This is a genomic window from Streptomyces xingningensis, assembly GCF_054957865.1.
The window spans coordinates 52,191-74,261 of sequence record NZ_JBDJPF010000012.1; the positions used below are offsets into that span (position 1 = coordinate 52,191).

The window sequence follows — 22,071 nt, forward strand, 5'->3', positions numbered from 1 at the left end:
GCGAGGAGGTGGCCCGGTGAGCCGGGGGGCAGGAGGTGGCTCTCAGCCGCGATCGCGCCAGGGCAGCTCCGCGGTCACCGTGGTCGGGCCGCCGGCCGGGGAGTCGACCACCAGCAGGCCGTCGACCGAGTCCAGCCGTTCGGCGAGCCCGGCCAGTCCGCTGCCGGATTCGGTGGAGGCGCCACCCTTGCCGTCGTCCCAGACCTGGAGCATCAGGCGGTTTCCGGAGCGCCACACCTCGGCGCGCGCGGTGCGGGCCTGGCTGTGTTTGCTGATGTTCTGGAGGAGTTCGGAGACGGTGAAGTAGGCGATGCCTTCGATGGCGGGTGCGGGGCGGGTGTCGAGGTCGACGTGGACGTTGACGGGGACGGTGCAGCGTCCGGCGAGGGAGGAGAGGGCGGCGTCGAGTCCGCGGTCGGTGAGGACGGCGGGGTGGATGCCGCGGGCGAGGTCGCGGAGTTCCTGGAGGGCGAGTTTGACCTCGCCGTGTGCCTCGTCCACCATCTTCGCGGCCGCCTCGGGGTCTTCTTCGAGCTTTTCCTTTGCCAGGCCGAGGTCCATGGCGAGGGCGACCAGGCGGGCTTGGGCGCCGTCGTGCAGGTCGCGTTCGATGCGGCGCAGGTCGGCGGCGGCGGTGTCCACCACCACCCCGCGGTCCTGCTCCAGCTCGACCACCCGGGCCGCCAGCCGGGACGGCCCCAGCAGCGAGGTCACCAGCAGCCGGTCCACCTGCACCAGGCCGTGCATCAGCCACGGGGTGACCAGGACCACGGTCAGGCCGATGGCGGAAGTGACGCCTATTTCAAAGGGGTTGTCGAGATAGATGTCCCGGCCGGGGTTGTTGTAGAAGTGCATCCCCGGCTGCCCCCACCACGTCGGGTACATCCACTGGTACGCCGGATACAGGAACAGCGCCCAGCCCACCAGCCAGGTCGACAGCGAAATGACAAAGGTGCACAGCGCCCACGGGAAGAGCAGCAGGACGTAGGCCACATGACGCCAGGACACGCTGCTCTTGAACAGCGCCATCGTCCAGCCCATCGCCCCGCCGCGCCGGTTCTCGGCCTGCACCGGATGCGGCGACGCCATCTCCACGCCCAGCAGGATGCGCGCCCGGAAGCGCTCGGCCGCGCCCAGCGCCCGCGCCCCGTAGAGGGCGGCGGCCAGCAGCGGCACCCCCACAAAGGAGATCAGCAGGCCCAGGCCGACCGAGCCCAGCACCGCCAGATAGATGAAACCGGCCAGCGCAATGGGGAAGTTGAGCTGGAGATGGAGGAACTCGCGCCAAGTGCGGCCGGCCAGGGGGGCGCGCAGCAGAACGGGCAGCCGGTGGGCTCGACGCCCCTCCGGGTATGGATGGCGGTCATGTGCACCGTAACCAATGGCCATGTTCTCGTCCTTGCGTTTCGTCCAGCCGGTATCGCCGTGTGACCCCCAGCCTTCCGTGTGGCGCCGGACGGGGCCATGCGGTGGGTGGGTGTCCTGGGGGTGGGGTTATCCCTACTGCTGCGTTGCCTGCTGCTGCTTTTCCTGCCGCTGTGTTCCCTGCTGTTGTGTTCCCTGCTGTTCCGGTTGGCGGTCCCGCCAGGGCAGTTCGGCCGTGATGACCGTCGGCCCGCCGGCCGGCGAATCCACCTGGAACAGGCCGTCGACCGAGCCCAGCCGTTCGGCGAGCCCGGCCAGTCCGCTGCCGGAATCGGTGGAGGCGCCACCTTTGCCGTCGTCCCGTACCTGGATCAGCAGCCGGTTCCTGGCCCGCCACAGCTCCACCTCGGCCCTACGGGCCTGGCTGTGTTTGCTGATGTTCTGGAGGAGTTCGGAGACGGTGAAGTAGGCGATGCCTTCGATGGCGGGTGCGGGGCGGGTGTCGAGGTCGACGTGGACGTTGACGGGGACGGTGCAGCGTCCGGCGAGGGAGGAGAGGGCGGCGTCGAGTCCGCGGTCGGTGAGGACGGCGGGGTGGATGCCGCGGGCGAGGTCGCGGAGTTCCTGGAGGGCGAGTTTGACCTCGCCGTGTGCCTCGTCCACCATCTTCGCGGCCGCCTCGGGGTCTTCTTCGAGCTTTTCCTTTGCCAGGCCGAGGTCCATGGCGAGGGCGACCAGGCGGGCTTGGGCGCCGTCGTGCAGGTCGCGTTCGATGCGGCGCAGGTCGGCGGCGGCGGTGTCCACCACCACCCCGCGGTCCTGCTCCAGCTCGACCACCCGCTGTTCGAGCTCGCTGGACGGGCACAGCAGGCTGCGCACCATCACCCGGTCCACCGTGGTCAGCCCGCGCGCCAGATACCCCAGCACCGGCCAGGCGACGAAGCAGGAAGCCAGGGTGACACCGAAGGTCAGCACCCCCCAGGGCAGCCGGACGACCGCATACAGCGCGGTGCGCCACGCCACCGGATCCCTGAGCGCCGCCCACAGCCAGCCCAGGAACCCCCGCTTTCGGGCGCTCCTGGACAGCGGGCTCGGCTCGTCCACATCCACGCCCAGCAGCGCCCGCGCCCGGGCCCGCGCCAGCCGGCCCAGCACCCGGGTGCCCGTCAGCCCCAGCGCCAGCAGCGGCAGGCCCACCACGGTCAGCGACAGCAGCAGGCCCGGAAACAGCCACAGCACCACAAAGACAAACCCGGCCAGGCCCTCGACCAGATTGAGGAGCAGATGTGCGATCTCCCGCCAGGTCCATGCGTCGTAGGCGAGCCGGGCGGGCGGCAGCCGGCCGCCGTCCGGGGCCGTGGCGTGCGGCTCCCCGCCGGTCGCGGTGCGGGTGGTCATGGTGCGGGCGTTCATACCTCCAGCCTGCCTGGCCCGGTATGGGTCGCACCATGGGGGCCGTCGGGGGTGGTGGGTAGGGACAACCCCACCTGCGGCCGAACATCGCTGCTCAATCCAGGCGCGGCAGGGCCTAGACTCCGGTGCGTACAGATCGTCGAATGTCGAAATGCGGACGAAAAGCCGCACCGGGAGCGAGGGGCCGGACGTGCCGGAGGCAACCGCGGGCATCGCGGACAGCTCCGTGTATTTCGACGGCTATGGCGTCGTGGGGCTGCTCGCCGTCATCGGCGTCCTCTTCGTCGCCGTGGCGTTCGGCGCCGGGCGGCTGCTGCGGCCGGTGGTGCCGACCCCCGAGAAGCTGCTGACCTATGAGTGCGGCGTCGACCCGGTCGGCGAGGGCTGGGCACACACCCAGGTGCGCTACTACGTCTACGCCTTCCTGTATGTGATCTTTGCCGTGGACTCGGTCTTCCTGTTCCCCTGGGCCACGGTCTTCGCCGCGCCGGGCTTCGGCCCGGCCACGCTCGTCGAGATGTTCGTCTTCCTCGGCTTCCTCGCCGTGGGCCTGTTGTACGCATGGAAGAAGGGCGTCCTGGAGTGGACGTGACACGCAGTCTGGGCCCGCTGGCCCGGCTCGCCCCCGAGCCGATGAAGGTCATCCTCAACTGGGGCCGCCGCTACAGCCTCTGGGTCTTCAACTTCGGCCTCGCTTGCTGTGCGATCGAATTCATCGCCGCCTCCATGGCCCGGCACGATTTCATCCGCCTCGGCGTCATCCCCTTCGCGCCCGGCCCCCGCCAGGCGGACCTCATGATCGTCTCGGGCACGGTGACCGACAAGATGGCCCCGGCCGTCAAGCGGCTGTACGAGCAGATGCCCGAGCCGAAGTACGTCATCTCCTTCGGCGCCTGTTCAAACTGCGGCGGCCCCTACTGGGATTCCTACTCGGTGACCAAGGGCGTCGACCAGATCATCCCGGTGGATGTGTACGTACCCGGCTGTCCGCCCCGCCCCGAGGCGCTGTTGCAGGGCATCCTCAAGCTCCAGGAGAAGATCGCCCAGGAGTCGCTGGGGGAGCGGTACGGCTCCGCCGGGGGCCCGTCCGTCGCGGAGCTCCGCAGCGGCCTGGTCACACCGCCGCCGTCCCCCGGGGAGGGCCCCCGATGAGCTGGCTGCCCGCCCCGGTGACCGAGCTGTTCGGCGAGGGCGCCACCGCCGAGGAGGCGTACCGGCTGCTGACCGTCGAGGTGCCCGCGGACAGCTGGCTCAGCGCGCTCGAAACGGCCCGCGACACCCTCGGCTGCACCTACTTCGACTGGCTGAGCGCCGTCGACGAGCCCGGTACCGGCTTCCGGGTCTGCGCCCATGTCGTCGCCCCGGCGCCGGGTGCCGTACGGCGCCTGGTGGTACGGACCACCGTGCCGCACGACGCGCCCGCGCTGCCGACCGCGACCGGCGTCTACGCCGGGGCGGGATGGCATGAGCGCGAGACGCACGAGATGTTCGGCATCGACTTCACCGGCCACCCGCACCTGGTGCCGCTGCTGCTGCCCGAGGGCTTCGAGGGCCACCCGCTGCGCAAGGACTTCGTCCTGGCGGCGCGGGTGGTGAAGGCGTGGCCCGGCGCGAAGGAGCCGGGGGAACCCGCGGCGGGAGCCGGGCACGGCGGGCCCAGGCGGCGCCAGATGCTGCCGCCGGGCGTCCCGGACCCGAACGAATGGGGGCCGCTCAAGGGTCAGCTGCCCCCGGCCCCGGCCCGCCCGGCGCGCGGCGCGCGCCCGGCGGGGGCCGCGGGGGCCGCGGCCGGGGGCGAGCGTCCGGTACGGCGGGCGCGGAGCGCGGGCGAGGGGTCGGCGAGCCAGCAGTCCGCGGCGGCGCCGCGCCGGGCGCGCAGTGCGGGCGGAGGGTCGGCGAGCCAGCGGGCGGAGGGCGCGGCCCCCGGGGCGCCGGACGGCGCGCGGAGCGCGGGTGACGCCCCCTGGCATCACGCCCGCCCCGCCTTCGGCGGCGCCGGTGAGCCGGCGGAGCCGGACGCCCCCGCGGATGCGGCGGAGCCGGGCGCGGAGGGAGCCGAAGGGCCCCGTACCGCCGGAGGCGAGCAGGAGCCCGAGGACCACGACACCCCCGCCGGAGGCGACCCCGCATGAGCAGCGACACCCTCGACGTGGTGCTGCGCCTGGTGGCCGTGTTCGCCGTGTTCCTGGTGCTGCCGTTGGCCATCGGGCAGACCGAGCACAAGGTGATGGCCCATATGCAGGGCCGCCTCGGTCCCATGTACGCCGGTGGGTTCCACGGCTGGGCGCAGCTGGTCGCGGACGGTGTGAAGTTCGCGCAGAAGGAGGATGTCGTCCCGGCGGATGCGGACCGGAGGATCTTCCAGCTCGCGCCGGCCGTCGCGCTGCTGCCGTATCTGCTGGTGCTGATCGCCATCCCGGTCGGGCCCGGCAATGCCGTGGGCCGGTCCGTCGACGCGGGCATCTTCTTCGTCCTCGCCGTGCTGGGCGTGGGCGTGCTGGGCTCGCTGATGGCGGGCTGGGCCTCGGCCAATAAGTTCTCGCTGCTGGGCGGGTTGCGGACCGCCGCACAGCTGATGGCGTACGAGCTGCCGATGCTGCTCGCGGCGGCCTCCGTCGCGATGGCGGCCGGTACGGTCTCGCTGCCGGGGATCGTGGACGCCTTCCACTGGTGGTGGGTGCCCTGGCAGATCGTCGGCGGGCTGGTGTTCTTCACCGCGGGCCTGGCCGAGCTGCAGCGGCCGCCGTTCGACATGCCGGTGGCCGACTCGGAGATCATCTTCGGTGCGTACACCGAGTACACGGGCCTGCGGTTCGCGCTGTTCCTGCTGGCCGAGTACGCGGGCATCGTGGTGCTCTGCGGTCTGACCACGGTGCTCTTCCTCGGCGGCTGGCACGGCCCGTCCGGGGCCGACGGGCTCGGCTGGCTGTGGACGCTGCTGAAGACGCTGGTGCTCGCCTTTGTCGTCATCTGGCTGCGGGTCAGCTATCCCCGGCTGCGCGAGGACCAGCTGCAGAAGCTGGCCTGGACCGTACTCATTCCGCTCGCGCTCGCGCAGATCGCGCTGACCGGAGTCGTCAAGGTGGTGATCCAGTGAGCATCCCCGGTTCCGGCCTGGCCAAGGGCCTGGCCGTCACCCTTCGTACGATGACGCGCCGTGCGCAGACCGCTCAGTACCCGGACGTACAGCCCGAACTCGCGCCCCGCACCCGCGGGGTGATCGGTCTGTTCGAGGAGAACTGCACGGTGTGCATGCTGTGTGCGCGCGAGTGCCCGGACTGGTGCATCTATATCGACTCCCACAAGGAGACGATGCCCCCGGCCGCGCCCGGCGGGCGCGAGCGCAGCCGCAATGTGCTGGACCGCTTCGCCATTGACTTCGCGCTGTGCATGTACTGCGGGATCTGTATCGAGGTGTGTCCGTTCGATGCGCTGTTCTGGTCGCCGGAGTTCGAGTACGCCGAGACCGACATCCTTGAGCTGACCCATGAGCGCGACCGGCTGCGCGAGTGGATGTGGACCGTGCCCGAGCCGCCCGCGCTCGACCCGGCGGCCGAGGAGCCCAAGGAGGTCGCGGCGGCCCGCAAGACGGCGGAGAAGTGGGAAGCCACGCGGGCCGAGGAGGGCGGGGCATGACCACGGCCACCCATGGATTCCTCTCGCCGACCGGTGTCGAGGTCGCCTTCCTGCTGGTCGGCGTCGTCACCCTGGGGGCGGCGGTCATGGCCGTCACCACCAGGCAGCTGGTGCACGCCGCCCTCTGGCTGGTGGTGGCGCTCGGCGGACTGGCCGTCGAGTACCTGCTGCTGACGGCCGAGTTCATCGCCTGGGTGCAGGTGCTGATCTATGTCGGCTCGGTGGTCGTCCTGCTGCTCTTCGGGCTGATGCTCACCAGGGCACCCATCGGCCGCTCCCCGGACGCGGATTCGGGCAACCGCTACCCCGCGCTGGCGGTGGCCGGTGCCGCGGCCGTGGCGCTGGTCTGGGTCGTGGCGGACGCCTTCCGCACGACCTGGATCGACCTCCGCGGCCCGGTGCAGGGCTCCACCGAGGTGTCCGGGGAGATGCTCTTCCGGTACTGGGTGCTGCCGTTCGAGGCGCTGTCCGTGCTGCTGCTCGCCGCGCTGGTCGGGGCGATCGTGCTGTCCCGCAAGCGGGGGAAGGAAGGCCGGGACTGATGCATCTCGTCTATCCCGCGGTCCTGGCCGCCCTCCTCTTCTGCACCGGGCTGTATGGAGTCCTCGCGCGGCGCAACGCGATCCTGGTGCTGATGTCCGTCGAGCTGATGCTCAACGCCGTCAACCTCAACCTGGTCGCCTTCGACGTCTGGCTGCGCGACAAGCTGCACGGCGGCCAGGCGCTCACCCTCTTCACCATCGCCATCGCCGCCGCCGAGATCGGCATCGGCCTGGCGATCGTGCTGCTCGTCCACCGCAACCGCGGCACCGCCGACATCGACCGGCTGCGCGACCTCCACGAGGATGCGGCCGAACCCGCCGACCACGAGGAGCAGGCGGAGGCCGCCGCATGACGACCACGACCACCGCCGCCCTGGTGCCGCTGCTGCCGTTCCTCGGCGCCCTCGGCGGGATCCTGACCGGCCGCCGGGCCCCCGGTTTCGTCCGCCCGCTCGCGCTGCTGCCGACCGCGGCCGCCGCCGTGCTGGCCGTGGTCGTCGCCTGGCAGCAGGGCGGCGGCAAGGCGGTGGACGCCGCCACCCGGCTCACCCCGACCGGGTCCGTGCCCATCGACCTCGCCCTGCACCTCGACGGGTTCGCGGTGCTGGTCGCGGTGCTGGTCACCGTCGTGGCCGGCTGCGTCCAGCTCTACTCGACCGCCTATCTGCGCGACGACCCCCGCTATCCCTCCTATGCGGCCCTGGTCTCCCTCTTCACCGCCGCGATGCTGCTGGTGGTCTACTCCGGCGACCTGATGGTGCTGCTGGTCGGCTGGGAGGTCATGGGCATCTGCTCGTACTTCCTGGTCGGCCACTACTGGGAGACCGAGGCCGCGCGGGCCGCCTCCCTCAAGGCCTTCCTGGTCACCAAGCTGGGCGATGTCCCCTTTCTGATCGGCATCTTCGCGCTGGCCGCCGACACCGGTACGTTCCGCATCACCGGCATCCTCGGCACCGTCGCCGCCGGTGACCTCGCGCACCCCACCCTGATCGCACTGCTGCTGCTGGCCGGGGTCGCCGGAAAGTCCGCGCAGTTCCCGCTGCACACCTGGCTGCCCGATGCGATGGCGGGCCCCACCCCCGTCTCCGCGCTGATCCACGCCGCGACCATGGTCGCCGCCGGTGTCTACTTCGTCGCCCGGCTGCTGCCCGTGTTCGCCGCCTCCAGGACGGCGCTGCTGGCGCTCGCCGCGATGGCCGCGATCACCATGGTGGGCTCGGCGCTCGCCGCGCTCGCCCAGGACGACATCAAGCGCGTCCTCGCCTACTCCACCGTCGGACAGCTCGGCTATATGACCGGCGCGCTGGCCGTCGGCGACCGCGGTGCGGCCGTCTTCCACCTGATCACCCATGGCGCGTTCAAAGCCCTCCTGTTCCTCGGGGCGGGCGTGGTCATCCACGCCGCCGGCACCAACTCGCTGGCCGCGATGGCCAGGATGGGCGGGTTCGCCAAGCGCGTCCCCGACGCCTACTGGACGATGACCGTCGCCCTCCTCGCCCTTGCCGCGATCCCGCCGTTCAGCGGCTTCTTCTCCAAGGAGGCCGTGCTCGGCGCGGCGGAGCACGCGGCCCACGGCGAGGCGCACGGCATCCCCGGCGCGGCCGGCTGGACCGTCCTCGCCGCCGGGCTGCTCACCGCCCTGCTCACCGCCGGCTATGCCACCCGGCTGTGGGTCATGGTCTTCCACGGCAAGGACCCCGAGGCCGCCGACCACGGCCGGGAACCCACCGCCATGACCGCCGTGCTCTGGGTGCTGCTCATCCCCACCGCCGCGCTCGGCCTGGCCACTTGGCAGCTCCCCCACTGGTTCGACGGGCGCTCCCTCGCCCCCGGGCTCACCACCTCCCTGCTGTCCACCGGCTGTGCCCTCGCCGGTGTGCTCGTCGTCCTCGCCGCCTGGCGGCGCACCGGCGCGCTCGCCGCCCGTACCCCCATGGGCGCCGTCGCCGCCGACCCCGGCCTGGCCCCCGCCATCTCCGAGGAAGAGGCCATCGTCACCCATGCGCTCGCCTACGGCAGCGTGGCGGGCGCCCAGGACCCCGCCGACCCCGGCCGGCTGCTGCTCGGCCCCCTGCACCGGCACGCCGCCGTCGGCTTCCACCTCGACGCCGTCTACTCCGCCCTGTTCGTCCGCCCGGTGCGCGCCGCCGCCCGCCTGGTGCGCTTCCTCGACCGGGAGGTCGTCGACGCCTATGTGCGCGGCGCGGGCACCGCACCCCGCCTGCTCGGCGCGGCCGTCCGCCGCGCCCAGACCGGCAATGTGCAGACCTACCTCAGCGTCCTGTTCGCGGGCTCCGTGATCCTGGCCGTCGCCGCCGTCCTCGTAGCCACCGGAGCCTGACCGTGAGTCATACCGTCATGCAGATCCTCCTCGCTGCGATCGTCGTCGTCCCCCTGCTCGGAGCCGTCGCCGCCCTGCTCCCGGCCCCGCCCGGCCTGCGGGGCCGCAGCCCCGACCAGGCCGTACTGCGCCACGGCGTCACCGTCACAGGCGCCGTGCTCGCGCTCGCCATCGCCCTCGCCGCCGGCTTCGACCACCATCACCCGGCACAGATGCAGGCGACCACCGACATCGGCTGGATCCCCGCCCTCGGCATCCGCATCCACCTCGGCGTGGACGGCGTCTCGCTGCCCCTGCTGGTACTGACCGCGCTGCTCACCTTCCTCTGCGCCCTGTACAGCTACCACCGACCGCCCGACGGCCCGTCACCCAAGGCATTTGTGGCGCTGCTGCTGCTCCTCGAGTCCGGCACCCTCGCCACCTTCGCCGTCCTCGATCTGGTGCTGTTCTTCCTGGCGTTCGAGATGGTGCTCATCCCGATGTACTTCCTGATCGCCCGCTGGGGCGGCGCGGACAGGGAGCGCGCCGCCTGGCGCTTCATCCTCTACACCGTGCTCGGCTCCGTCGTCATGCTGCTCGGCCTCCTCCTCATCGGCATCAAGGGCGGCACCTTCGACATGGTGGCACTCGCCACTGACAACGGCTCCGGACTGAGCCACACCACCCAGCTCATCGCGGTTCTGGCCATCGGCATCGGACTGGCCGTCAAGACCCCGATGTGGCCCCTGCACAGCTGGCTCCCGGACGCCCACACCGCCGCCCCCACGGTCGGCTCGGTGCTGCTGGCGGGCGTCCTGCTGAAGATGGGCACCTATGGCTTCGTCCGCATCGTGCTGCCCATCACCCCCGACGGCGCCCACACCTTCGCGCCCTACCTGGCCGCCTTCGCCGCCGTCGGCATCGTCTACGGCTCCCTGGTCTGCCTCGCCCTCGCACGCACCGGAGCGAAGGGAGACCTCAAGCGGCTGATCGCCTACTCCTCCGTCGGGCACATGGGCTTCGTCCTGCTGGGCATCGCCACCCTCACCCCCACCGGGGTCAATGGCGCGCTCTTCGCCAACATCGCCCACGGCCTGATCACCGGCCTCCTCTTCTTCCTGACCGGCGCCGTCAAGGACCGCTATGGCACCAGCGACCTCGACCGGCTCGCCGCCCCGTCCGGCGCCGCGCTCTACGGCAGGGCACCCCGCCTCGGCGGCCTCCTCGCCTTCGGCGCGGTCGCCTCGCTGGGCCTGCCCGGACTGGCCGGATTCTGGGGCGAGATGCTCGCGATGTTCGCCTCCTTCCACCCCGCGGAAGGCCTCAGCCGCCCCGCCTACCTCACCTTTATGGCCCTGGCGGGCCTCGGCACCCTGCTCACCGCCGCCTATCTGCTGATCGTCGTCCGCCGGGTCTGCATGGGCGGCAATGGAGCGGAACAGCCGCGGCCCACACCGGTACTGGTGGACGTCCACGGCTATGAGTTCGCCGCCTGGACCCCCCTCGTCGCCCTCACCGTCCTCGCCGGACTCTGGCCCGCGGCCCTCCTCGGGCTCACCGACCCGGCCGTTCAGCAGCTCCTCGGAGGAGGCAACTGATGGCTCTCCTCGCCGGCAGCGCCGTCCAGCCCGTCGACTGGCTCGCCATCGCCCCGCCCACCGTCACCGCCCTCGCGGCCCTGGTCGTCCTGGTGGCCGACCTCTTCCTCCCGCCGGAGCGGAAGCGACTCCTCGGCGCCATCGCCATCGGCGGCCTGGTACTGGCCGGACTGGCACTGCTCCCGCTGCTCGGCGGCGACCGGGAAACCTTCTGCCTGACCTCCGGCGCCCAGGCATGCAGCTACTCCGCCGATCACTTCGCGCTCGTCATCCAGTTCCTGGTGCTGGGCGGCGCGCTGCTGACCGGCCTGCTCTCCCTGCACACCGTCCGGGAGCTCCAACTCCCGGCCGGCGAATACTGGTTCCTGCTGCTGTCCTCCGCCGCCGGCGCCGCCCTGCTGCCCGCCTCCCGCGATCTCGCCACCCTGGTCGTGGCGTTGGAGGTCGCCTCGCTGCCCGCCTTCGCCCTGGTCGGCCTGCGGCGCGGCGAACGCCGCTCCGCCGAGGCGGCGCTCAAGTTCTTCCTCTCCTCGGTCACCGCCACCGCCGTCACCCTGCTCGGCGTCAGCTTCGTCTACGCGGCCACCGGCACCCTGCACCTCACCGACGTGGCCCAGGCCCTCGACCACGTCGACCCCCAACTGGCCGCCCTCGCCCGGACCGGAGTGATCCTCACCCTCGTCGGCTTCGCCTTCAAGACGGCCGCCGTCCCCTTCCACTTCTGGGTGCCCGACGCCTATGTGGGCGCGCCGCTGCCCATCGCCGCCTATCTGTCGGTCGTCGGCAAGGCCGTCGGCTTCACCGGCCTCATCCTGGTGACCGTCGTTGCCTTCCCCTCGTACGCCGACGTCTGGGGACCGGCCCTCGCCGTGCTGGCCGCGCTCACCATGACCGCCGGCAATGTCGCCGCGCTGCGCCAGCGCCCGGACCGCGCGCAGGGCGCGGTACGCCTGCTGGCCTGGTCCTCGGTCGGCCAGGCGGGCTATCTGCTGGTCCCGATCGCGGCCGCCGGGTACACCGACGACCCCGCGCACACCATCGGCTCGACCGTGGCGTACGCCCTGATGTACGCCGCGGTGAACCTCGGCGCCTTCGCGGTCGCCGCGCTCGTCGCCCGCACCAGCCCCGGCAACCGCCTCGACGACTACCGCGGCCTGCACTCCCGCAGCCCGCTCGCCGCCCTCGCCCTGGGCTTCTTCCTGCTCTGCCTGGCCGGGCTGCCGCCGGGCGTCATCGGGCTGTTCGCCAAGGTCACGGTCTTCTCGGCGGCGGTCGACGCGGGGCTGGGCTGGCTGGCGGCCGTGATGGCGGTCAATGTCGCGATCGCGCTCTATTACTACCTGCAGTGGACGGCGATCCTCTTCCGGCCCGGAGAGCCCGGAGAGCCCGGAGAAACGGCCGGGGAAGCCGGAGCAGCCGGAGCAGCAGCCCGGGCGGAGAAGCCGCGCGTCCCGGCCCCGCTGGCCGCCGCGATCGGCCTGGCGGCGGCGACCGGTGTGGCCCTCTCCGGCGCCCCGCAGCTGGTGCTGCGCTTTGCCTCCGGGGCACTGTTGTAGGGCTTCCCCAGAGCGGGTCACCCGAATGGTGCACCACCGGCGCACGTGCACAAGGGAACTAGCGGACCCCGTCTGGCGTTGACCAGTTCGAAAGGTTCCACTGGTTCAAGGGTTCCCCTGCCGCACCACCTGGAGGGCGTACCGTGCACCGCCGGCACAACGGGCTCAGGACTGCCGTGCTCCTCGGGGGGCTGTCCGCGCTCATCATCGCCATCGGCAGCGTCTTCGGCCGTACGGGCCTGATCGTCGCCGTCCTGGTGGCGCTCGGCACCAACGCCTATGCGTACTGGAACAGCGACAAGCTCGCCCTGCGCGCGATGCGCGCCCGGCCGGTCAGCGAGTTCGAGGCCCCACAGCTCTACCGCATGGTCCGTGAGCTCTCCACCGCCGCCCGCCAGCCGATGCCCCGGTTGTACATCTCGCCGACCGAGGCGCCCAACGCCTTTGCCACCGGCCGCAATCCGCGCAATGCCGCCGTCTGCTGCACCGACGGCATCCTGCGCCTCCTCGACGAGCGCGAGCTGCGCGGCGTCATCGGCCATGAGCTCAGCCATGTCTACAACCGCGACATCCTCATCTCGTCGGTCGCGGGCGCGCTCGCCTCGGTGGTGATGTTCCTGGTGAACTTCGCCTGGCTGATCCCCTTCGGCCGCTCCGACGATGACGAGGGCCCCGGCCTGGTCGGCATGATCATGATCATGCTGCTGGGCCCCATCGCGGCCTCCCTGATCCAGCTCGCCGTCAGCCGCTCCCGCGAGTACGAGGCCGACGCCTCCGGCGCCCGTCTCACCGGCGACCCCCTCGCCCTCGCCGCCGCCCTCCGCAAGCTGGAAGCCGGCACCCGGCAACTGCCGCTGCCGCCCGAGCCCCGCCTGGAAACCGCGAGCCATCTGATGATCGCGAATCCGTTCCGCCCGGGCGAGGGCCTGTCCAAGCTCTTCTCCACCCACCCGCCCATGGCCGAACGCATCGGCCGCCTGGAGCGGATGGCCGGTCACGGCCGGGGCCAAGGCGTGCTCTAGCCGATCGCCTGACCGTCGTGTGTGCCGCCCTTGCAGACGTCCCCCACGACGGGAGTCAGCACACCGCCACTCACCGGATGGTCGGGTATCCCCCCGCCGTCGAGGCAGTCAAAGACATCGGTGTCCACCGGCACGGCCGCCTGGGCGGTGGCGGTGCCGAAGGCGCTCAGGCCGGTCAGGGTGACCGCCGCTATCGCTGTGCCCATCCGCATGGGTCCTCCCAGGGTCGTCCGCACGGTGGCCGCACGCCCACCATGGCCGTGCGGCCCGGGGCGCGGCGCGCTGCATTACGCCAACCGGGTGAGGGCGGGCACAATGCCCGGATGACGGTGAGCGGCACACAGCGCCAGACCCTGACCGACCCCGACGGCACTCCGGTCCTGACCTATCTCCAGGGCGTCCTCCAGGGGCGTCCCTGGGCGCGTGACGTGGAACCGGTGGGCCCCGACCCGATAGCGGCCATCCTCGCCGGGATGTCCGGCTGGGTGATCACCGTCCCTCCGGGGCTGGGCGGCCAACTGCACCGGCACGGCGCCCGGATGATGCGGCACGCCCACACCATGCACCTGGACCTGACCGCCGCCCCGCCCCCGCCCGAGTGGGCCTCGGCACCCCTGCCCGACGGGCTGCGCATGGTCCCCGGCGACCGCGAGGCCCGCGAACTGCTCCCGGTCTGGCGCGCCGCCTTCCCGCCGGACCACCCCGACCACTACCCGGGCAGCGACGAGGAGTTGCTGCGCGAGCTCATGCAACCCCTGCTGGCGGGCACGGCCCTCGGCCCGGTCCTGCCCTGCAGTGCGCTGGCGGTGGACGAGCACGACCAGGTCGTCGCCGTGGTGACGGTCGTCGACCGCGACGGCCTGCCCTGGATCGCGGACCTCTTCCGCCGTCCGGACCCCGGCCGGGCCGGACTCGGCGGCAGCCTCCTGCGCCGGGTGCTCGCCGCCGTGGCGGCCCAGGGACACACCGGGGCCGGGCTCACGGTGACCGACGCCAACCCCGCCCGCCGCCTCTACGAAAGGCTCGGCTTCCGGATCGTCGGCACCCGCCTCGCCGTGCTCATACCCTGAAACCACGGAGAGCGGCCCCTCGTCGCAACCCCGAAGTGCGGTGATGACGTCTTGGTGGGCAGCACTCAGTGGTGAGAAAGGCAGTGACATGAGGCTGATCCTGAACGTAATCTGGCTGGTTCTCTGCGGCCTCTGGATGGCCATCGGCTATGCCATCGCCGGTCTCATCTGCTGCGTCCTCATCGTGACCATTCCCTTTGGCATCGCCAGCTTCCGCATCGCCTCGTACGCCCTGTGGCCGTTCGGCCGCACGACCGTGGAGCGGCGGGACGCAGGGGTGGGGTCGTGCATCGGGAACGTCATCTGGATCGTGCTCGCCGGCTGGTGGCTGGCGCTGGGGCACATCTTCACGGGCATCGCGCTGTGCCTGACGATCATCGGCATCCCGCTGGGCATCGCGAACTTCAAGATGATCCCCATCTCGCTGATGCCGCTCGGCCGCGAGATCGTCTCGACGGACGACGCCTACGCCGGGTACCGCTGGTAACTCCGGCTCACTCCTTTCGGTCAAGATTGCGTCAATCACTGCCAAAGGGCCGGACGCGCGCCAGAGTTGGGGCCTGCACAGCATCGCAGTGCCAGGCAGCCCGACCGAAGGGAACCGTTCACCGTGCTCAGCACCAAGCCCCGGCTGCGCGCCGCAGCCGTGACCGCGATCGCCGTACTCGCCGTGGGGGCGCCCACCGCCTACGCCACCCTCGGCACCGACAGCGCTCCGTCCGCCCAGGCCGCCGCCACCCGGGGCAAGCCGTACATCGGCACCCACCTCTACTTCGGCACCGGCGGCCACAACGGCGGACCGGACGTCACGGACAAGCAGTTCATCGCCTTCGTCGACAAGACCATCACCCCCCGCTTCCCGGACGGGCTGACCATCGAGAACGCCCGGGGGCAGTGGAAGAACCAGAAGGGCGTCGTCATCCGGGAACGCTCCTACGAGTTGACGGTCCTCTACCCGAAGTCCGAGTCGAGAGTGCGCGATCGGGACATCGAGGCGATCCGCACCGCCTACAAGCGCGCCTTCGGCCAGGAGTCGGTACTGAGGGCGGACGAGCCCGCATCCGTCGACTTCTGACCGTTCGCGTTCTGACCGTCCGCGGGAAAAGGCAACGGGCGCGCAGGGGCCAGTTCCCCCGGCGCGCCCTTGTCGACAACCGCTTGTTCAGCGGTAGTTCACGAACTGAATCGCGAAGTCCAGGTCCTTGCCCTTGAGCAGGGCCTGGACGGCCTGCAGGTCGTCGCGGCTCTTGGAGGAGACGCGCAGCTCGTCGCCCTGCACCTGCGCCTTGACGCCCTTGGGGCCCTCATCGCGGATGATCTTGGCGACCTTCTTTGCGTTCTCCTGGGAGATCCCCTCCTCGATCGAGGCGAAGATCTTGTACTCCTTGCCGGAGGCCTGCGGCTCGCCCGTGTCCAGGGCCTTCAGCGAAATGCCGCGCTTGACCAGCTTGGACTGGAAGACATCGAGAATCGCCTTGACCCGCTCCTCGGAGTTGGCGCGCATCTCGATCTTCTCGCCGGACCAGGCGATCGAGGCGCCGACGTTCTTGAAGTCATAGCGCTGTGCGATTTCCTTCGAGGCCTGGTTGAGGGCGTTGTCGACCTCCTGCCGCTCGACCTTCGAGACGATGTCGAAACTGGAGTCGGCCATATTGAGTTGGCTCCTCGTGCGTAGATCCATCAGGGGTACGGCGTGGGGGACCCCCGAGTGCGGGGTCGGGGGCGGGCCGCCCCGCCAGCCTAGTCATCCGGAGCCCGATCGAGGGGCTGCGAATCGAGTGGCGAAGCACCCCTGGTCATCGGGTATGGTTTACGTCGTTGCCACGGAGCGGCTCGAAAGAGAATCCGAGGCAGCACCACCCTTGGCGGTGTGCCCGAGTGGCCAATGGGAGCGGACTGTAAATCCGTCGGCTTAGCCTACCCAGGTTCGAATCCTGGCGCCGCCACACGCATGAAGAAGCCCCTGAACTGCGGAAACGCAGGGCAGGGGCCTCTTGCGTGGTTGCCGTCGGCAGGCTGAACTGTCTCGCTTGGCCTCGTTCGATCACGCTCTTTATCAGCAGCCGTGGACCAGGCGTGGACCGGATTCCTGGCTCCAGAGCCGCCGTGACCTGGTCAGGGTCACCCTTGGGCGCGACTTCCCTTGTGCTCGTTCAGCCGGGCTTCGATCTTCGCGTTGGCGGTGTCGTCTCCGCCCTTCAGGAACTTGGCGTAGACCCGGAACAGCACCGCCGTGCTATGCCCTGCCCGCGCGGCGACTAGTTGCGGTTCCACCCCCGCGCTGAGCCAGGTCGAGACAGCCGTGTGACGAAGGTCATAAGGACGCTTGGCCAGCTTGGTGCGCTGTTCCTCCGGCGTCAGCACCTCCGCACGGGCGCGAGCCCAGACCTCCCCGTAGCCGCTCTCCTGCACCATGCCGCCCCGGGCCGTGCGGAACAGCCGGCCATCGGGGGCCACCCCGAATACGGTGATGTGCCATCGCAGCATGGCGACGAACTGTGGAGGGAGGGGGACAGGCCGCACTGTCTTCCGCGACCGTTGCTTGAGCCCCTTCTTGTCGTGAGCGTCACCCGAATCCGTCCAGGGCCGCCCCGCTCTTGGACGGCTCTCGTGCAGCCGCACCTTCCCCCACCCCCGGTGGGGCAGGTGGAAATCAGTGCGCTTCAGCCCGACCACTTCACCCGGACGGGCCCCGGCGTAGAGGATGCAGCCGAAGAACGCCTCCAGGTGGCGGCCCCTGTCCCCTTGAGCCCGAACACCGAGCAGGAGCCGTTCGGCCAACTTGGGGTCGGGCACACACTCCGGGTCGATCTCCTCCTCGACCTTCTCCGGAGCCTTCCAGCCGAGGCCATGCAGTGGGTTTTCGCCCAGCAGCTCGGCTTCGACGGCGTACGCAAGCGACTGGTGGAAGATCGCCCGCTTCCTGGCTATGACACTCCCCGCTGACACCTTGCCGTCCAGCCGCTTGGTGCACGCGTCCAGTGCCTTGCGGGCCAGCATCTTCTCCGCAAGTGCCGACACCGGGACGGATTTGCGCTCGAACCAGCTCAGCACTGCCCCGACCTCGGGCGGGGGTTCCATCTCCCACGTCTTCACGTTGAAAGCCCAGCTGTAGAGGGCGCGTCGTACGGTCCGAGGGTCGGTCATGCCCTTCTTGTCCTTCACCAAGACGGCGGTAACCGTGGCCATCGCCTCGGCGAGGTTCTTGCGGGTGGTGGCAGGGGAGTGATCCCACTTCATCTCGATGTAATTCTTGGCGTGTTGGAACCAGGAGATGTCCTTCGTTTTCCGGACCATCGACCTGGGCAGGCCGCTCTCCACATCAAACGGTTCTCCGGCCCGGGCGGCTGTGACGAGTTGGGCCCGCCTGCTGTCCGCAAGCCCCATGGTGAGGAAGGACTCCGAGTGGGGCCGGTGGTCGACTTCCCAGCGGAGTTGATATGGCTTGCGTCTGTCGCGCTTGCGGATCGCCCAGATCCGTACGGTGTAGCTCCACTCGGTCACGCGACCTCCAAGTCGTTGAGGAAGGCGTTCAGGACGCTCCGACGGACCCGGAGGTGACCGTTCGGCAGGCGGCGGGCTTCCGGCCCGTAGCCGCGATTGCGCCAGCGGTACCAGGTGGCGCGGGTGATGCCGATCTCGGTGAGGACGACGGTCAGCGGCAACCATTCGTCGGCGGAAGAGGGCCGCCGGCGGGGTGACGACTGCATGTTGCCTCTCCTTCGCGGTGTGGCCTCGGGCTGTCGGGGGTGATGACGGCGCGCCGCAGAATCCACAGAATCCGCGGAAACCTGGGGCGGGGGGTCTGGCCTGCAGGTTTGGGGTGCGTGCCGGGCTTCCGCAGAATTCACAGGAATCTCTGCAGAAATCGGCGCCGGGCAGGACGGTGGGTTGTGTTCAAGGCCGGGGCTGGTTTCTGCAGAGATTCCCGTGAATTCTGCGGAAGTCGCCTCGGCCGCGCGTCGTGGCTGGTCAGCTGGAGTGAAGTGAGGTTTCGCGGATTCTGTGGATTCTGCGGAACGGATCTTTGGCATGTGAGCGGGTCACGCCTCTCCGTCCCGCACCTGTGGGTGGATGAGGTAGCGCGGGGCGGGTGGGCGTCCGCGTTTGCCGGTACGGGGTGGTGTCTGGCTGCGGAGGTAGCCGTGTTCCTCGAGGAGCGCGACGGCGGGCTCCAAGGCGGCGACGGTGGGGAACTCAGAGCGCGAGAGCGCGGCGAACAGATCGCGGCGGGAGATGTCTTCCCATGCTTTGGCCCGGAGGGTGTCCAGGAGGGAACGGGCGTGGGCGAGAGTGGCGTCAGCGCCCATGAGGTCGAAGACGGCCAAGGCGTGGTGGGTGAAGTAGTCGCCCAGGTCGATGGCGTTGGCCATGGTGGTTTCGCTGATGGGCTTGCCGTAGCCGTCTTCAAGGTGGTCGGCCAGGTGGAGGAGTCCGGCGATGCGGGCGGTGGCGCCAATGAGTTTGCTGGCCCATTTGCCGATGTGTCCGAGCCTGCCGCCGCGTGCGCGCAATTGGGGCTCGATGTGCTGCTCGTAGGCGATAAGGGCTTGGTTGGCTTCGGGGGTCAGCTGGAGGACGGCGGGGTTGATCTGGTCGGCCAGACTCAGTGTCAGGGTGGTGATGTTGCGCTCGTAGCGTGCGCCGAGGGGTTCGGGTACTGGGTCGGGGTTGATGTCGCGGTAGCCGACCAGGGATGGGGGCAGCGAGTACAAGAAGCGGGCGAGCAGGCCGCGGCCGTCGAACCCGCGGTTTTTGCCGATGTCCTTGAGGACGTCGGGCTGTACGGCAAGTCCCATGGTGAGCGCGGGATTTTCGATGTTCTCGGAGCGGGTGCGCCGGTCCACGCGTAGCCAGTCCCCGGCGTGGCCTTTGAGGAAGACCTCCATGTTGGGGGTGCCGGAGTAGCGTCCGGCGATGATGTCGAAGATGCCGCCCTCGGCGGACATGACGGCCAGCCGCCCGCCCTGCTCGCACATGAGCGAGGTGACCGTCTCCGGGGTCGAGTCATCCGCCAACAAGCGTGGTTCGTTCGGGGTTTCCAAGCTGGCTGCGACCTGGGCCAGGGAGAGGGCTTCGGCAATCAGCCCATCACGGGCCGGGCCATCGGCTTTCGCGGCCTTGGCTGCGGCTTTATCGGCAGCTTCGTTGGCCATCTTGGCGGTGAGCCCCGCCTCGACGATGCGTGGTGCCGCCTGCTCGGACAGCAGTCTTTCCGCGTCGCGCAGTGGTGCGGTCATGGCTGCGAACACCGCGCTCTTCCGGTTGCCCGGGGGCAGTGCCACCACTGCGAACAGGTTGGTCGGCTCATGCCAGCGGCCCCGCACGTGGACCACGACGCGGCCGCCGGCAGCTGTCGCCAGCACGGGCAAGGCCAGGACTCCAGCGAGGTCAGTGGGGGTCTGAGTCTCCTCAGCCAAGGCGGCGGTGAAGTCGCCGAGCCAGGCGGGCAGGGCGTGAGTGGGAAACGACAGAGGTGCGGGCGGGCGGTCCAGCGGTACGGGCGGTGCCCATGCCTCGGGCAGGGTCCGGGCACCCACGGCGAGGGCTTCGCGGATGTCTTCCTCGGTGGAGTCCGGTGCCATACCGGCCTGGATGATCCGGTTACCGGCTTCGATGCTTCGGCGTCGGCGGGCCAGGCCGTGCACGATCTCTGCGTAGTAGACGGCGTTGGCCGTGGTGGGCACAGCAGCCACCAGTGTGTGGAGATAAGCCCTGCCACCAACCCGGGTGAGGTTTCCGATCTGGTCGAGGTGGTGGCCGAGGGTGATCGGATCGACGGGACGACCATAAGCGCGCAGGTCGAGGATGGTGCGATGAATCGTCTCGTGAGCCGGGCGGTAGTGGTCGGCGGGGTCCATGACCTGGCTCACTCCGGCGATGATGTCCGGGGCGAGCATCATGGCGCCGACGACGGCCTGTTCGGCATCCACGTCGTGTGGGGGCACGGTGTCCATGCCGTAGTGCTCAGGGGTGGGGCCGGATGGCATGCTGGTGGCACCTCCTGTGTCTTGGATGGGATGGGAGGACCGGGGCGGCGGACGTCTTTGACCCGTCGACCGCTGCCCCGGGCGTATTCAGAGGCGCCGCTTCCCAGCGAGCAGCAACCAGTGGAGGGCGCTCTCGGCTTGTTCGCCGTAGGCAAAGGCAGCGTCCGCAAGCCCCGACGAAAATTCGGAAGCCCTGCAGAACTCCCCGACTTCGCAATCCGTCAGCGCTTCGCCCTCGCTGAGGTCATTGACGATGTCGTGAGCACACTCGCGGGTGAGCACCTTCTGCCGGAGTTCGGCGAGCCGTCGGTTTCCTGTCCAGTCCCCAAGGACTTCGCGGAGATCCGGCAACAGCGCGTCGGGCCATACGTACCGCCCTTCATGGCGGTCCAACTCGATCTGATGTGGACGTTCGCCGATGGAGAGGCCTCGCAGCACTGCAGCAGTGCCGTACGCGTAGGCGAGAGCGGTGTTCTCGTACAACTCCCTGGTGCAGTTGTCCAGTTCCGCGTATGCCTCGGCGAGTCGGCATACGGCATCATCGTGGGGCCGGAAGTCGAACGCTCCAGGGACGTTCAGCGTGCCGTCCACCAGGGCCAGGCGCATGGGCTCAGCGTGCCAAGCGGCATTCCTGGCAGTTTGGTTGGCCGCCTGGTACTCCCGGGCCGCGGTGCCGAGGGCAAACACGCTGGCGGTCAGGTCGTGAAACCAGGCAGCGGCAGGTTGGGGCATGGATTGGTCCTCCATGAGGGAGCAGGTCGGGCTGTCCGACCCTCCGCACGGCCTCACCTCCACGGTGGGAGTTGAGGCTGTACGGGGAGTCGTCAGTGCAGGGCATGCTCGGCAACGTCGCCTTCGCTGGCGGCCTGGAGCAGGCTGCGGAGATCACCGCCGACCGCGGCAAGGCGCTGCTCGATTGCCTGCCAGGACTCGGGGTCTATGGCCATCAATGCGGCGATGGCAACGGGCCCCTTGCCGCGTTCAAGGGCGGTGAGAACGTCGCGGAGTTCGGCGGCGGCCATGAGCGAAATCCGCGGTGGAGTGGTGGTCTGCTCGTGCATCGTGAAGTCCTCTTTCAGGGGTGGAGGTTGGCCAGGGCAGTGGCTGCGGAGAGGCACAGGTTGTGGATGGGGCCGTAGGCGCCGGTCCCCGCAGTGAAGAAGCCGAGCAGAAAGAGCACCAGGGCAGAACCGCCACCAACGGCGCGAGAGCGAAGGAGGAAGTACGTCGCCAGGCCCAGCAGGAAGACGGCGGAGAAAGTGAGACTCACTGGATGCTCCGTTCTGGGTCAGCGGGTGCCGTCGCGGTGGAGGCGGGCGGCGATGTTGTAGAGATGACGGCCGACGCGTATGCGCTTGCTTGTGCCGTCGCAGCGGCGGCAGTGCTTGCCGCGCTTGGGGCGGCTCTTCCGGTCTGTGAGCATCTGGAAGCCGAGGCCGCGGCACTTGCGGCAGTTGCCGAACGGGCTGGACGCACACAGTGCCGCGTAACCGAGAGTGATGAGCAGGAGAAGTGCGTTAGCGACCAGGGCAGGGGTCATCAGGGGCCTCCAGGGCGGG

At 70.0% G+C, this 22,071-nt stretch carries 25 protein-coding genes and 1 tRNA gene; 15 read left to right on the top strand and 11 right to left on the bottom strand.

Annotated features, from left to right (window positions below):
• Nucleotides 1–42: 42 nt before the first annotated feature.
• Nucleotides 43–1,389 carry a sensor histidine kinase gene (locus ABCR83_RS09095; protein ID WP_462694352.1) on the bottom strand — a complete coding sequence of 449 codons (1,347 nt, stop codon included), beginning with the start codon at nucleotides 1,387–1,389 and terminating at the stop codon, nucleotides 43–45.
• Between the two features lie 111 nt (nucleotides 1,390–1,500).
• Nucleotides 1,501–2,763 (bottom strand): sensor histidine kinase, encoded by a 1,263-nt coding sequence (locus ABCR83_RS09100; RefSeq protein ID WP_462694417.1) that lies wholly within the window; start codon nucleotides 2,761–2,763, stop codon nucleotides 1,501–1,503.
• Nucleotides 2,764–2,968: 205 nt separating this feature from the next.
• Between ABCR83_RS09100 and ABCR83_RS09105 the strand changes: the two genes are divergently transcribed.
• From ABCR83_RS09105 to htpX, 11 genes are all read left to right on the top strand, one after another.
• The gene (locus tag ABCR83_RS09105) at nucleotides 2,969–3,370 is read left to right on the top strand and encodes an NADH-quinone oxidoreductase subunit A (RefSeq protein ID WP_462694353.1); all 402 of its coding nucleotides are present in this window, start codon (nucleotides 2,969–2,971) and stop codon (nucleotides 3,368–3,370) included.
• Nucleotides 3,340–3,930, top strand: coding sequence for an NADH-quinone oxidoreductase subunit B (locus tag ABCR83_RS09110; RefSeq protein WP_462694354.1), 591 nt, complete (start codon nucleotides 3,340–3,342; stop codon nucleotides 3,928–3,930). The genes ABCR83_RS09105 and ABCR83_RS09110 overlap by 31 nt, the downstream gene beginning before the upstream one ends.
• Nucleotides 3,927–4,910 carry an NADH-quinone oxidoreductase subunit C gene (locus ABCR83_RS09115; RefSeq protein WP_462694355.1) on the top strand — a complete coding sequence of 328 codons (984 nt, stop codon included), beginning with the start codon at nucleotides 3,927–3,929 and terminating at the stop codon, nucleotides 4,908–4,910. The genes ABCR83_RS09110 and ABCR83_RS09115 overlap by 4 nt, the downstream gene beginning before the upstream one ends.
• A complete protein-coding gene (locus ABCR83_RS09120; RefSeq protein ID WP_462694356.1) occupies nucleotides 4,907–5,875 on the top strand; it encodes a complex I subunit 1/NuoH family protein in 969 nt (322 codons plus the stop codon). The genes ABCR83_RS09115 and ABCR83_RS09120 overlap by 4 nt, the downstream gene beginning before the upstream one ends.
• Nucleotides 5,876–5,925: 50 nt before the next feature.
• Entirely contained in the window at nucleotides 5,926–6,414 is a 489-nt protein-coding gene (locus tag ABCR83_RS09125; protein WP_462694418.1) for a 4Fe-4S binding protein, read from the top strand.
• Complete coding sequence (locus ABCR83_RS09130) at nucleotides 6,411–6,956, top strand: NADH-quinone oxidoreductase subunit J family protein (RefSeq protein ID WP_462694357.1); 546 nt, start codon at nucleotides 6,411–6,413, stop codon at nucleotides 6,954–6,956. Before ABCR83_RS09125 ends, ABCR83_RS09130 begins: the two co-directional genes overlap by 4 nt.
• Nucleotides 6,956–7,309: an NADH-quinone oxidoreductase subunit NuoK gene (gene nuoK, locus ABCR83_RS09135; protein WP_462694358.1), complete on the top strand. Its 354-nt coding sequence runs from the start codon at nucleotides 6,956–6,958 to the stop codon at nucleotides 7,307–7,309. Before ABCR83_RS09130 ends, nuoK begins: the two co-directional genes overlap by 1 nt.
• Nucleotides 7,306–9,297, top strand: coding sequence for an NADH-quinone oxidoreductase subunit 5 family protein (locus ABCR83_RS09140; RefSeq protein ID WP_462694359.1), 1,992 nt, complete (start codon nucleotides 7,306–7,308; stop codon nucleotides 9,295–9,297). The genes nuoK and ABCR83_RS09140 overlap by 4 nt, the downstream gene beginning before the upstream one ends.
• A 17-nt stretch (nucleotides 9,298–9,314) precedes the next feature.
• Nucleotides 9,315–10,874 (top strand): complex I subunit 4 family protein, encoded by a 1,560-nt coding sequence (locus tag ABCR83_RS09145; protein ID WP_462694419.1) that lies wholly within the window; start codon nucleotides 9,315–9,317, stop codon nucleotides 10,872–10,874.
• Complete coding sequence (locus tag ABCR83_RS09150; RefSeq protein ID WP_462694360.1) at nucleotides 10,874–12,430, top strand: NADH-quinone oxidoreductase subunit N; 1,557 nt, start codon at nucleotides 10,874–10,876, stop codon at nucleotides 12,428–12,430. Before ABCR83_RS09145 ends, ABCR83_RS09150 begins: the two co-directional genes overlap by 1 nt.
• Nucleotides 12,431–12,573: 143 nt before the next feature.
• Nucleotides 12,574–13,452 (top strand): zinc metalloprotease HtpX, encoded by an 879-nt coding sequence (htpX, locus tag ABCR83_RS09155; protein WP_462694361.1) that lies wholly within the window; start codon nucleotides 12,574–12,576, stop codon nucleotides 13,450–13,452.
• Here htpX and ABCR83_RS09160 read toward each other — a convergent pair.
• Nucleotides 13,449–13,658 (bottom strand): hypothetical protein, encoded by a 210-nt coding sequence (locus ABCR83_RS09160; RefSeq protein ID WP_462694362.1) that lies wholly within the window; start codon nucleotides 13,656–13,658, stop codon nucleotides 13,449–13,451. The genes htpX and ABCR83_RS09160 overlap by 4 nt on opposite strands.
• A 117-nt stretch (nucleotides 13,659–13,775) precedes the next feature.
• On the opposite strand from ABCR83_RS09160, the gene ABCR83_RS09165 reads away from it, so the two are divergent.
• The 3 genes from ABCR83_RS09165 to ABCR83_RS09175 all read left to right on the top strand — a co-directional run bounded on the left by ABCR83_RS09165 (nucleotide 13,776) and on the right by ABCR83_RS09175 (nucleotide 15,597).
• Complete coding sequence (locus ABCR83_RS09165) at nucleotides 13,776–14,522, top strand: GNAT family N-acetyltransferase (RefSeq protein WP_462694363.1); 747 nt, start codon at nucleotides 13,776–13,778, stop codon at nucleotides 14,520–14,522.
• 88 nt (nucleotides 14,523–14,610) lie between these two features.
• A complete protein-coding gene (locus ABCR83_RS09170; protein ID WP_462694364.1) occupies nucleotides 14,611–15,009 on the top strand; it encodes a YccF domain-containing protein in 399 nt (132 codons plus the stop codon).
• A 123-nt stretch (nucleotides 15,010–15,132) separates the two neighbouring features.
• Nucleotides 15,133–15,597, top strand: a complete 465-nt coding sequence (locus tag ABCR83_RS09175; protein WP_462694365.1) for a DUF3574 domain-containing protein — start codon at nucleotides 15,133–15,135, stop codon at nucleotides 15,595–15,597.
• A gap of 87 nt (nucleotides 15,598–15,684) precedes the next feature.
• Here the strand turns inward: ABCR83_RS09175 and ABCR83_RS09180 are convergent, their stop codons facing one another.
• Nucleotides 15,685–16,173 carry a YajQ family cyclic di-GMP-binding protein gene (locus ABCR83_RS09180; RefSeq protein ID WP_462694366.1) on the bottom strand — a complete coding sequence of 163 codons (489 nt, stop codon included), beginning with the start codon at nucleotides 16,171–16,173 and terminating at the stop codon, nucleotides 15,685–15,687.
• A 213-nt stretch (nucleotides 16,174–16,386) separates the two neighbouring features.
• Between ABCR83_RS09180 and ABCR83_RS09185 the strand changes: the two genes are divergently transcribed.
• Nucleotides 16,387–16,468 (top strand) — tRNA-Tyr (locus ABCR83_RS09185).
• 175 nt (nucleotides 16,469–16,643) lie between these two features.
• Here ABCR83_RS09185 and ABCR83_RS09190 read toward each other — a convergent pair.
• From ABCR83_RS09190 to ABCR83_RS09220, 7 genes are all read right to left on the bottom strand, one after another.
• Nucleotides 16,644–18,026, bottom strand: coding sequence for a tyrosine-type recombinase/integrase (locus ABCR83_RS09190; protein WP_462694367.1), 1,383 nt, complete (start codon nucleotides 18,024–18,026; stop codon nucleotides 16,644–16,646).
• On the bottom strand, nucleotides 18,023–18,232 hold the full coding sequence (locus ABCR83_RS09195; RefSeq protein WP_462694368.1) for a helix-turn-helix transcriptional regulator: 210 nt from the start codon (nucleotides 18,230–18,232) through the stop codon (nucleotides 18,023–18,025). The genes ABCR83_RS09190 and ABCR83_RS09195 overlap by 4 nt, the downstream gene beginning before the upstream one ends.
• Before the next feature lie 333 nt (nucleotides 18,233–18,565).
• Complete coding sequence (locus ABCR83_RS09200; protein WP_462694369.1) at nucleotides 18,566–20,512, bottom strand: YfjI family protein; 1,947 nt, start codon at nucleotides 20,510–20,512, stop codon at nucleotides 18,566–18,568.
• Nucleotides 20,513–20,599: 87 nt separating this feature from the next.
• The gene (locus tag ABCR83_RS09205) at nucleotides 20,600–21,244 is read right to left on the bottom strand and encodes a hypothetical protein (protein WP_462694370.1); all 645 of its coding nucleotides are present in this window, start codon (nucleotides 21,242–21,244) and stop codon (nucleotides 20,600–20,602) included.
• A gap of 92 nt (nucleotides 21,245–21,336) precedes the next feature.
• Entirely contained in the window at nucleotides 21,337–21,573 is a 237-nt protein-coding gene (locus tag ABCR83_RS09210; protein ID WP_462694371.1) for a hypothetical protein, read from the bottom strand.
• 14 nt (nucleotides 21,574–21,587) lie between these two features.
• Nucleotides 21,588–21,782: a hypothetical protein gene (locus tag ABCR83_RS09215; protein ID WP_462694372.1), complete on the bottom strand. Its 195-nt coding sequence runs from the start codon at nucleotides 21,780–21,782 to the stop codon at nucleotides 21,588–21,590.
• A gap of 18 nt (nucleotides 21,783–21,800) precedes the next feature.
• Nucleotides 21,801–22,052, bottom strand: a complete 252-nt coding sequence (locus tag ABCR83_RS09220; RefSeq protein WP_462694373.1) for a hypothetical protein — start codon at nucleotides 22,050–22,052, stop codon at nucleotides 21,801–21,803.
• Between the last annotated feature and the right edge of the window lie 19 nt (nucleotides 22,053–22,071).

Bases quoted from the DNA above. Each gene is read 5' to 3' on its own strand.
- ABCR83_RS09095 (WP_462694352.1), bottom strand. From the start codon at position 1,389: ATGGCCATTGGTTACGGTGCACATGACCGCCATCCATACCCGGAGGGG.
- ABCR83_RS09220 (WP_462694373.1), bottom strand. From the start codon at position 22,052: ATGACCCCTGCCCTGGTCGCTAACGCACTTCTCCTGCTCATCACTCTC.
- ABCR83_RS09150 (WP_462694360.1), top strand. From the start codon at position 10,874: ATGGCTCTCCTCGCCGGCAGCGCCGTCCAGCCCGTCGACTGGCTCGCC.
- nuoK (WP_462694358.1), top strand. From the start codon at position 6,956: ATGCATCTCGTCTATCCCGCGGTCCTGGCCGCCCTCCTCTTCTGCACC.
- ABCR83_RS09210 (WP_462694371.1), bottom strand. From the start codon at position 21,573: ATGCACGAGCAGACCACCACTCCACCGCGGATTTCGCTCATGGCCGCC.
- ABCR83_RS09115 (WP_462694355.1), top strand. From the start codon at position 3,927: ATGAGCTGGCTGCCCGCCCCGGTGACCGAGCTGTTCGGCGAGGGCGCC.
- ABCR83_RS09125 (WP_462694418.1), top strand. From the start codon at position 5,926: ATGACGCGCCGTGCGCAGACCGCTCAGTACCCGGACGTACAGCCCGAA.
- ABCR83_RS09160 (WP_462694362.1), bottom strand. From the start codon at position 13,658: ATGGGCACAGCGATAGCGGCGGTCACCCTGACCGGCCTGAGCGCCTTC.
- ABCR83_RS09130 (WP_462694357.1), top strand. From the start codon at position 6,411: ATGACCACGGCCACCCATGGATTCCTCTCGCCGACCGGTGTCGAGGTC.
- ABCR83_RS09145 (WP_462694419.1), top strand. From the start codon at position 9,315: ATGCAGATCCTCCTCGCTGCGATCGTCGTCGTCCCCCTGCTCGGAGCC.
- ABCR83_RS09165 (WP_462694363.1), top strand. From the start codon at position 13,776: ATGACGGTGAGCGGCACACAGCGCCAGACCCTGACCGACCCCGACGGC.
- ABCR83_RS09110 (WP_462694354.1), top strand. From the start codon at position 3,340: ATGGAAGAAGGGCGTCCTGGAGTGGACGTGACACGCAGTCTGGGCCCG.
- ABCR83_RS09140 (WP_462694359.1), top strand. From the start codon at position 7,306: ATGACGACCACGACCACCGCCGCCCTGGTGCCGCTGCTGCCGTTCCTC.
- ABCR83_RS09200 (WP_462694369.1), bottom strand. From the start codon at position 20,512: ATGCCATCCGGCCCCACCCCTGAGCACTACGGCATGGACACCGTGCCC.
- ABCR83_RS09180 (WP_462694366.1), bottom strand. From the start codon at position 16,173: ATGGCCGACTCCAGTTTCGACATCGTCTCGAAGGTCGAGCGGCAGGAG.
- ABCR83_RS09195 (WP_462694368.1), bottom strand. From the start codon at position 18,232: ATGCAGTCGTCACCCCGCCGGCGGCCCTCTTCCGCCGACGAATGGTTG.
- ABCR83_RS09120 (WP_462694356.1), top strand. From the start codon at position 4,907: ATGAGCAGCGACACCCTCGACGTGGTGCTGCGCCTGGTGGCCGTGTTC.
- ABCR83_RS09100 (WP_462694417.1), bottom strand. From the start codon at position 2,763: ATGACCACCCGCACCGCGACCGGCGGGGAGCCGCACGCCACGGCCCCG.
- ABCR83_RS09205 (WP_462694370.1), bottom strand. From the start codon at position 21,244: ATGCCCCAACCTGCCGCTGCCTGGTTTCACGACCTGACCGCCAGCGTG.
- ABCR83_RS09170 (WP_462694364.1), top strand. From the start codon at position 14,611: ATGAGGCTGATCCTGAACGTAATCTGGCTGGTTCTCTGCGGCCTCTGG.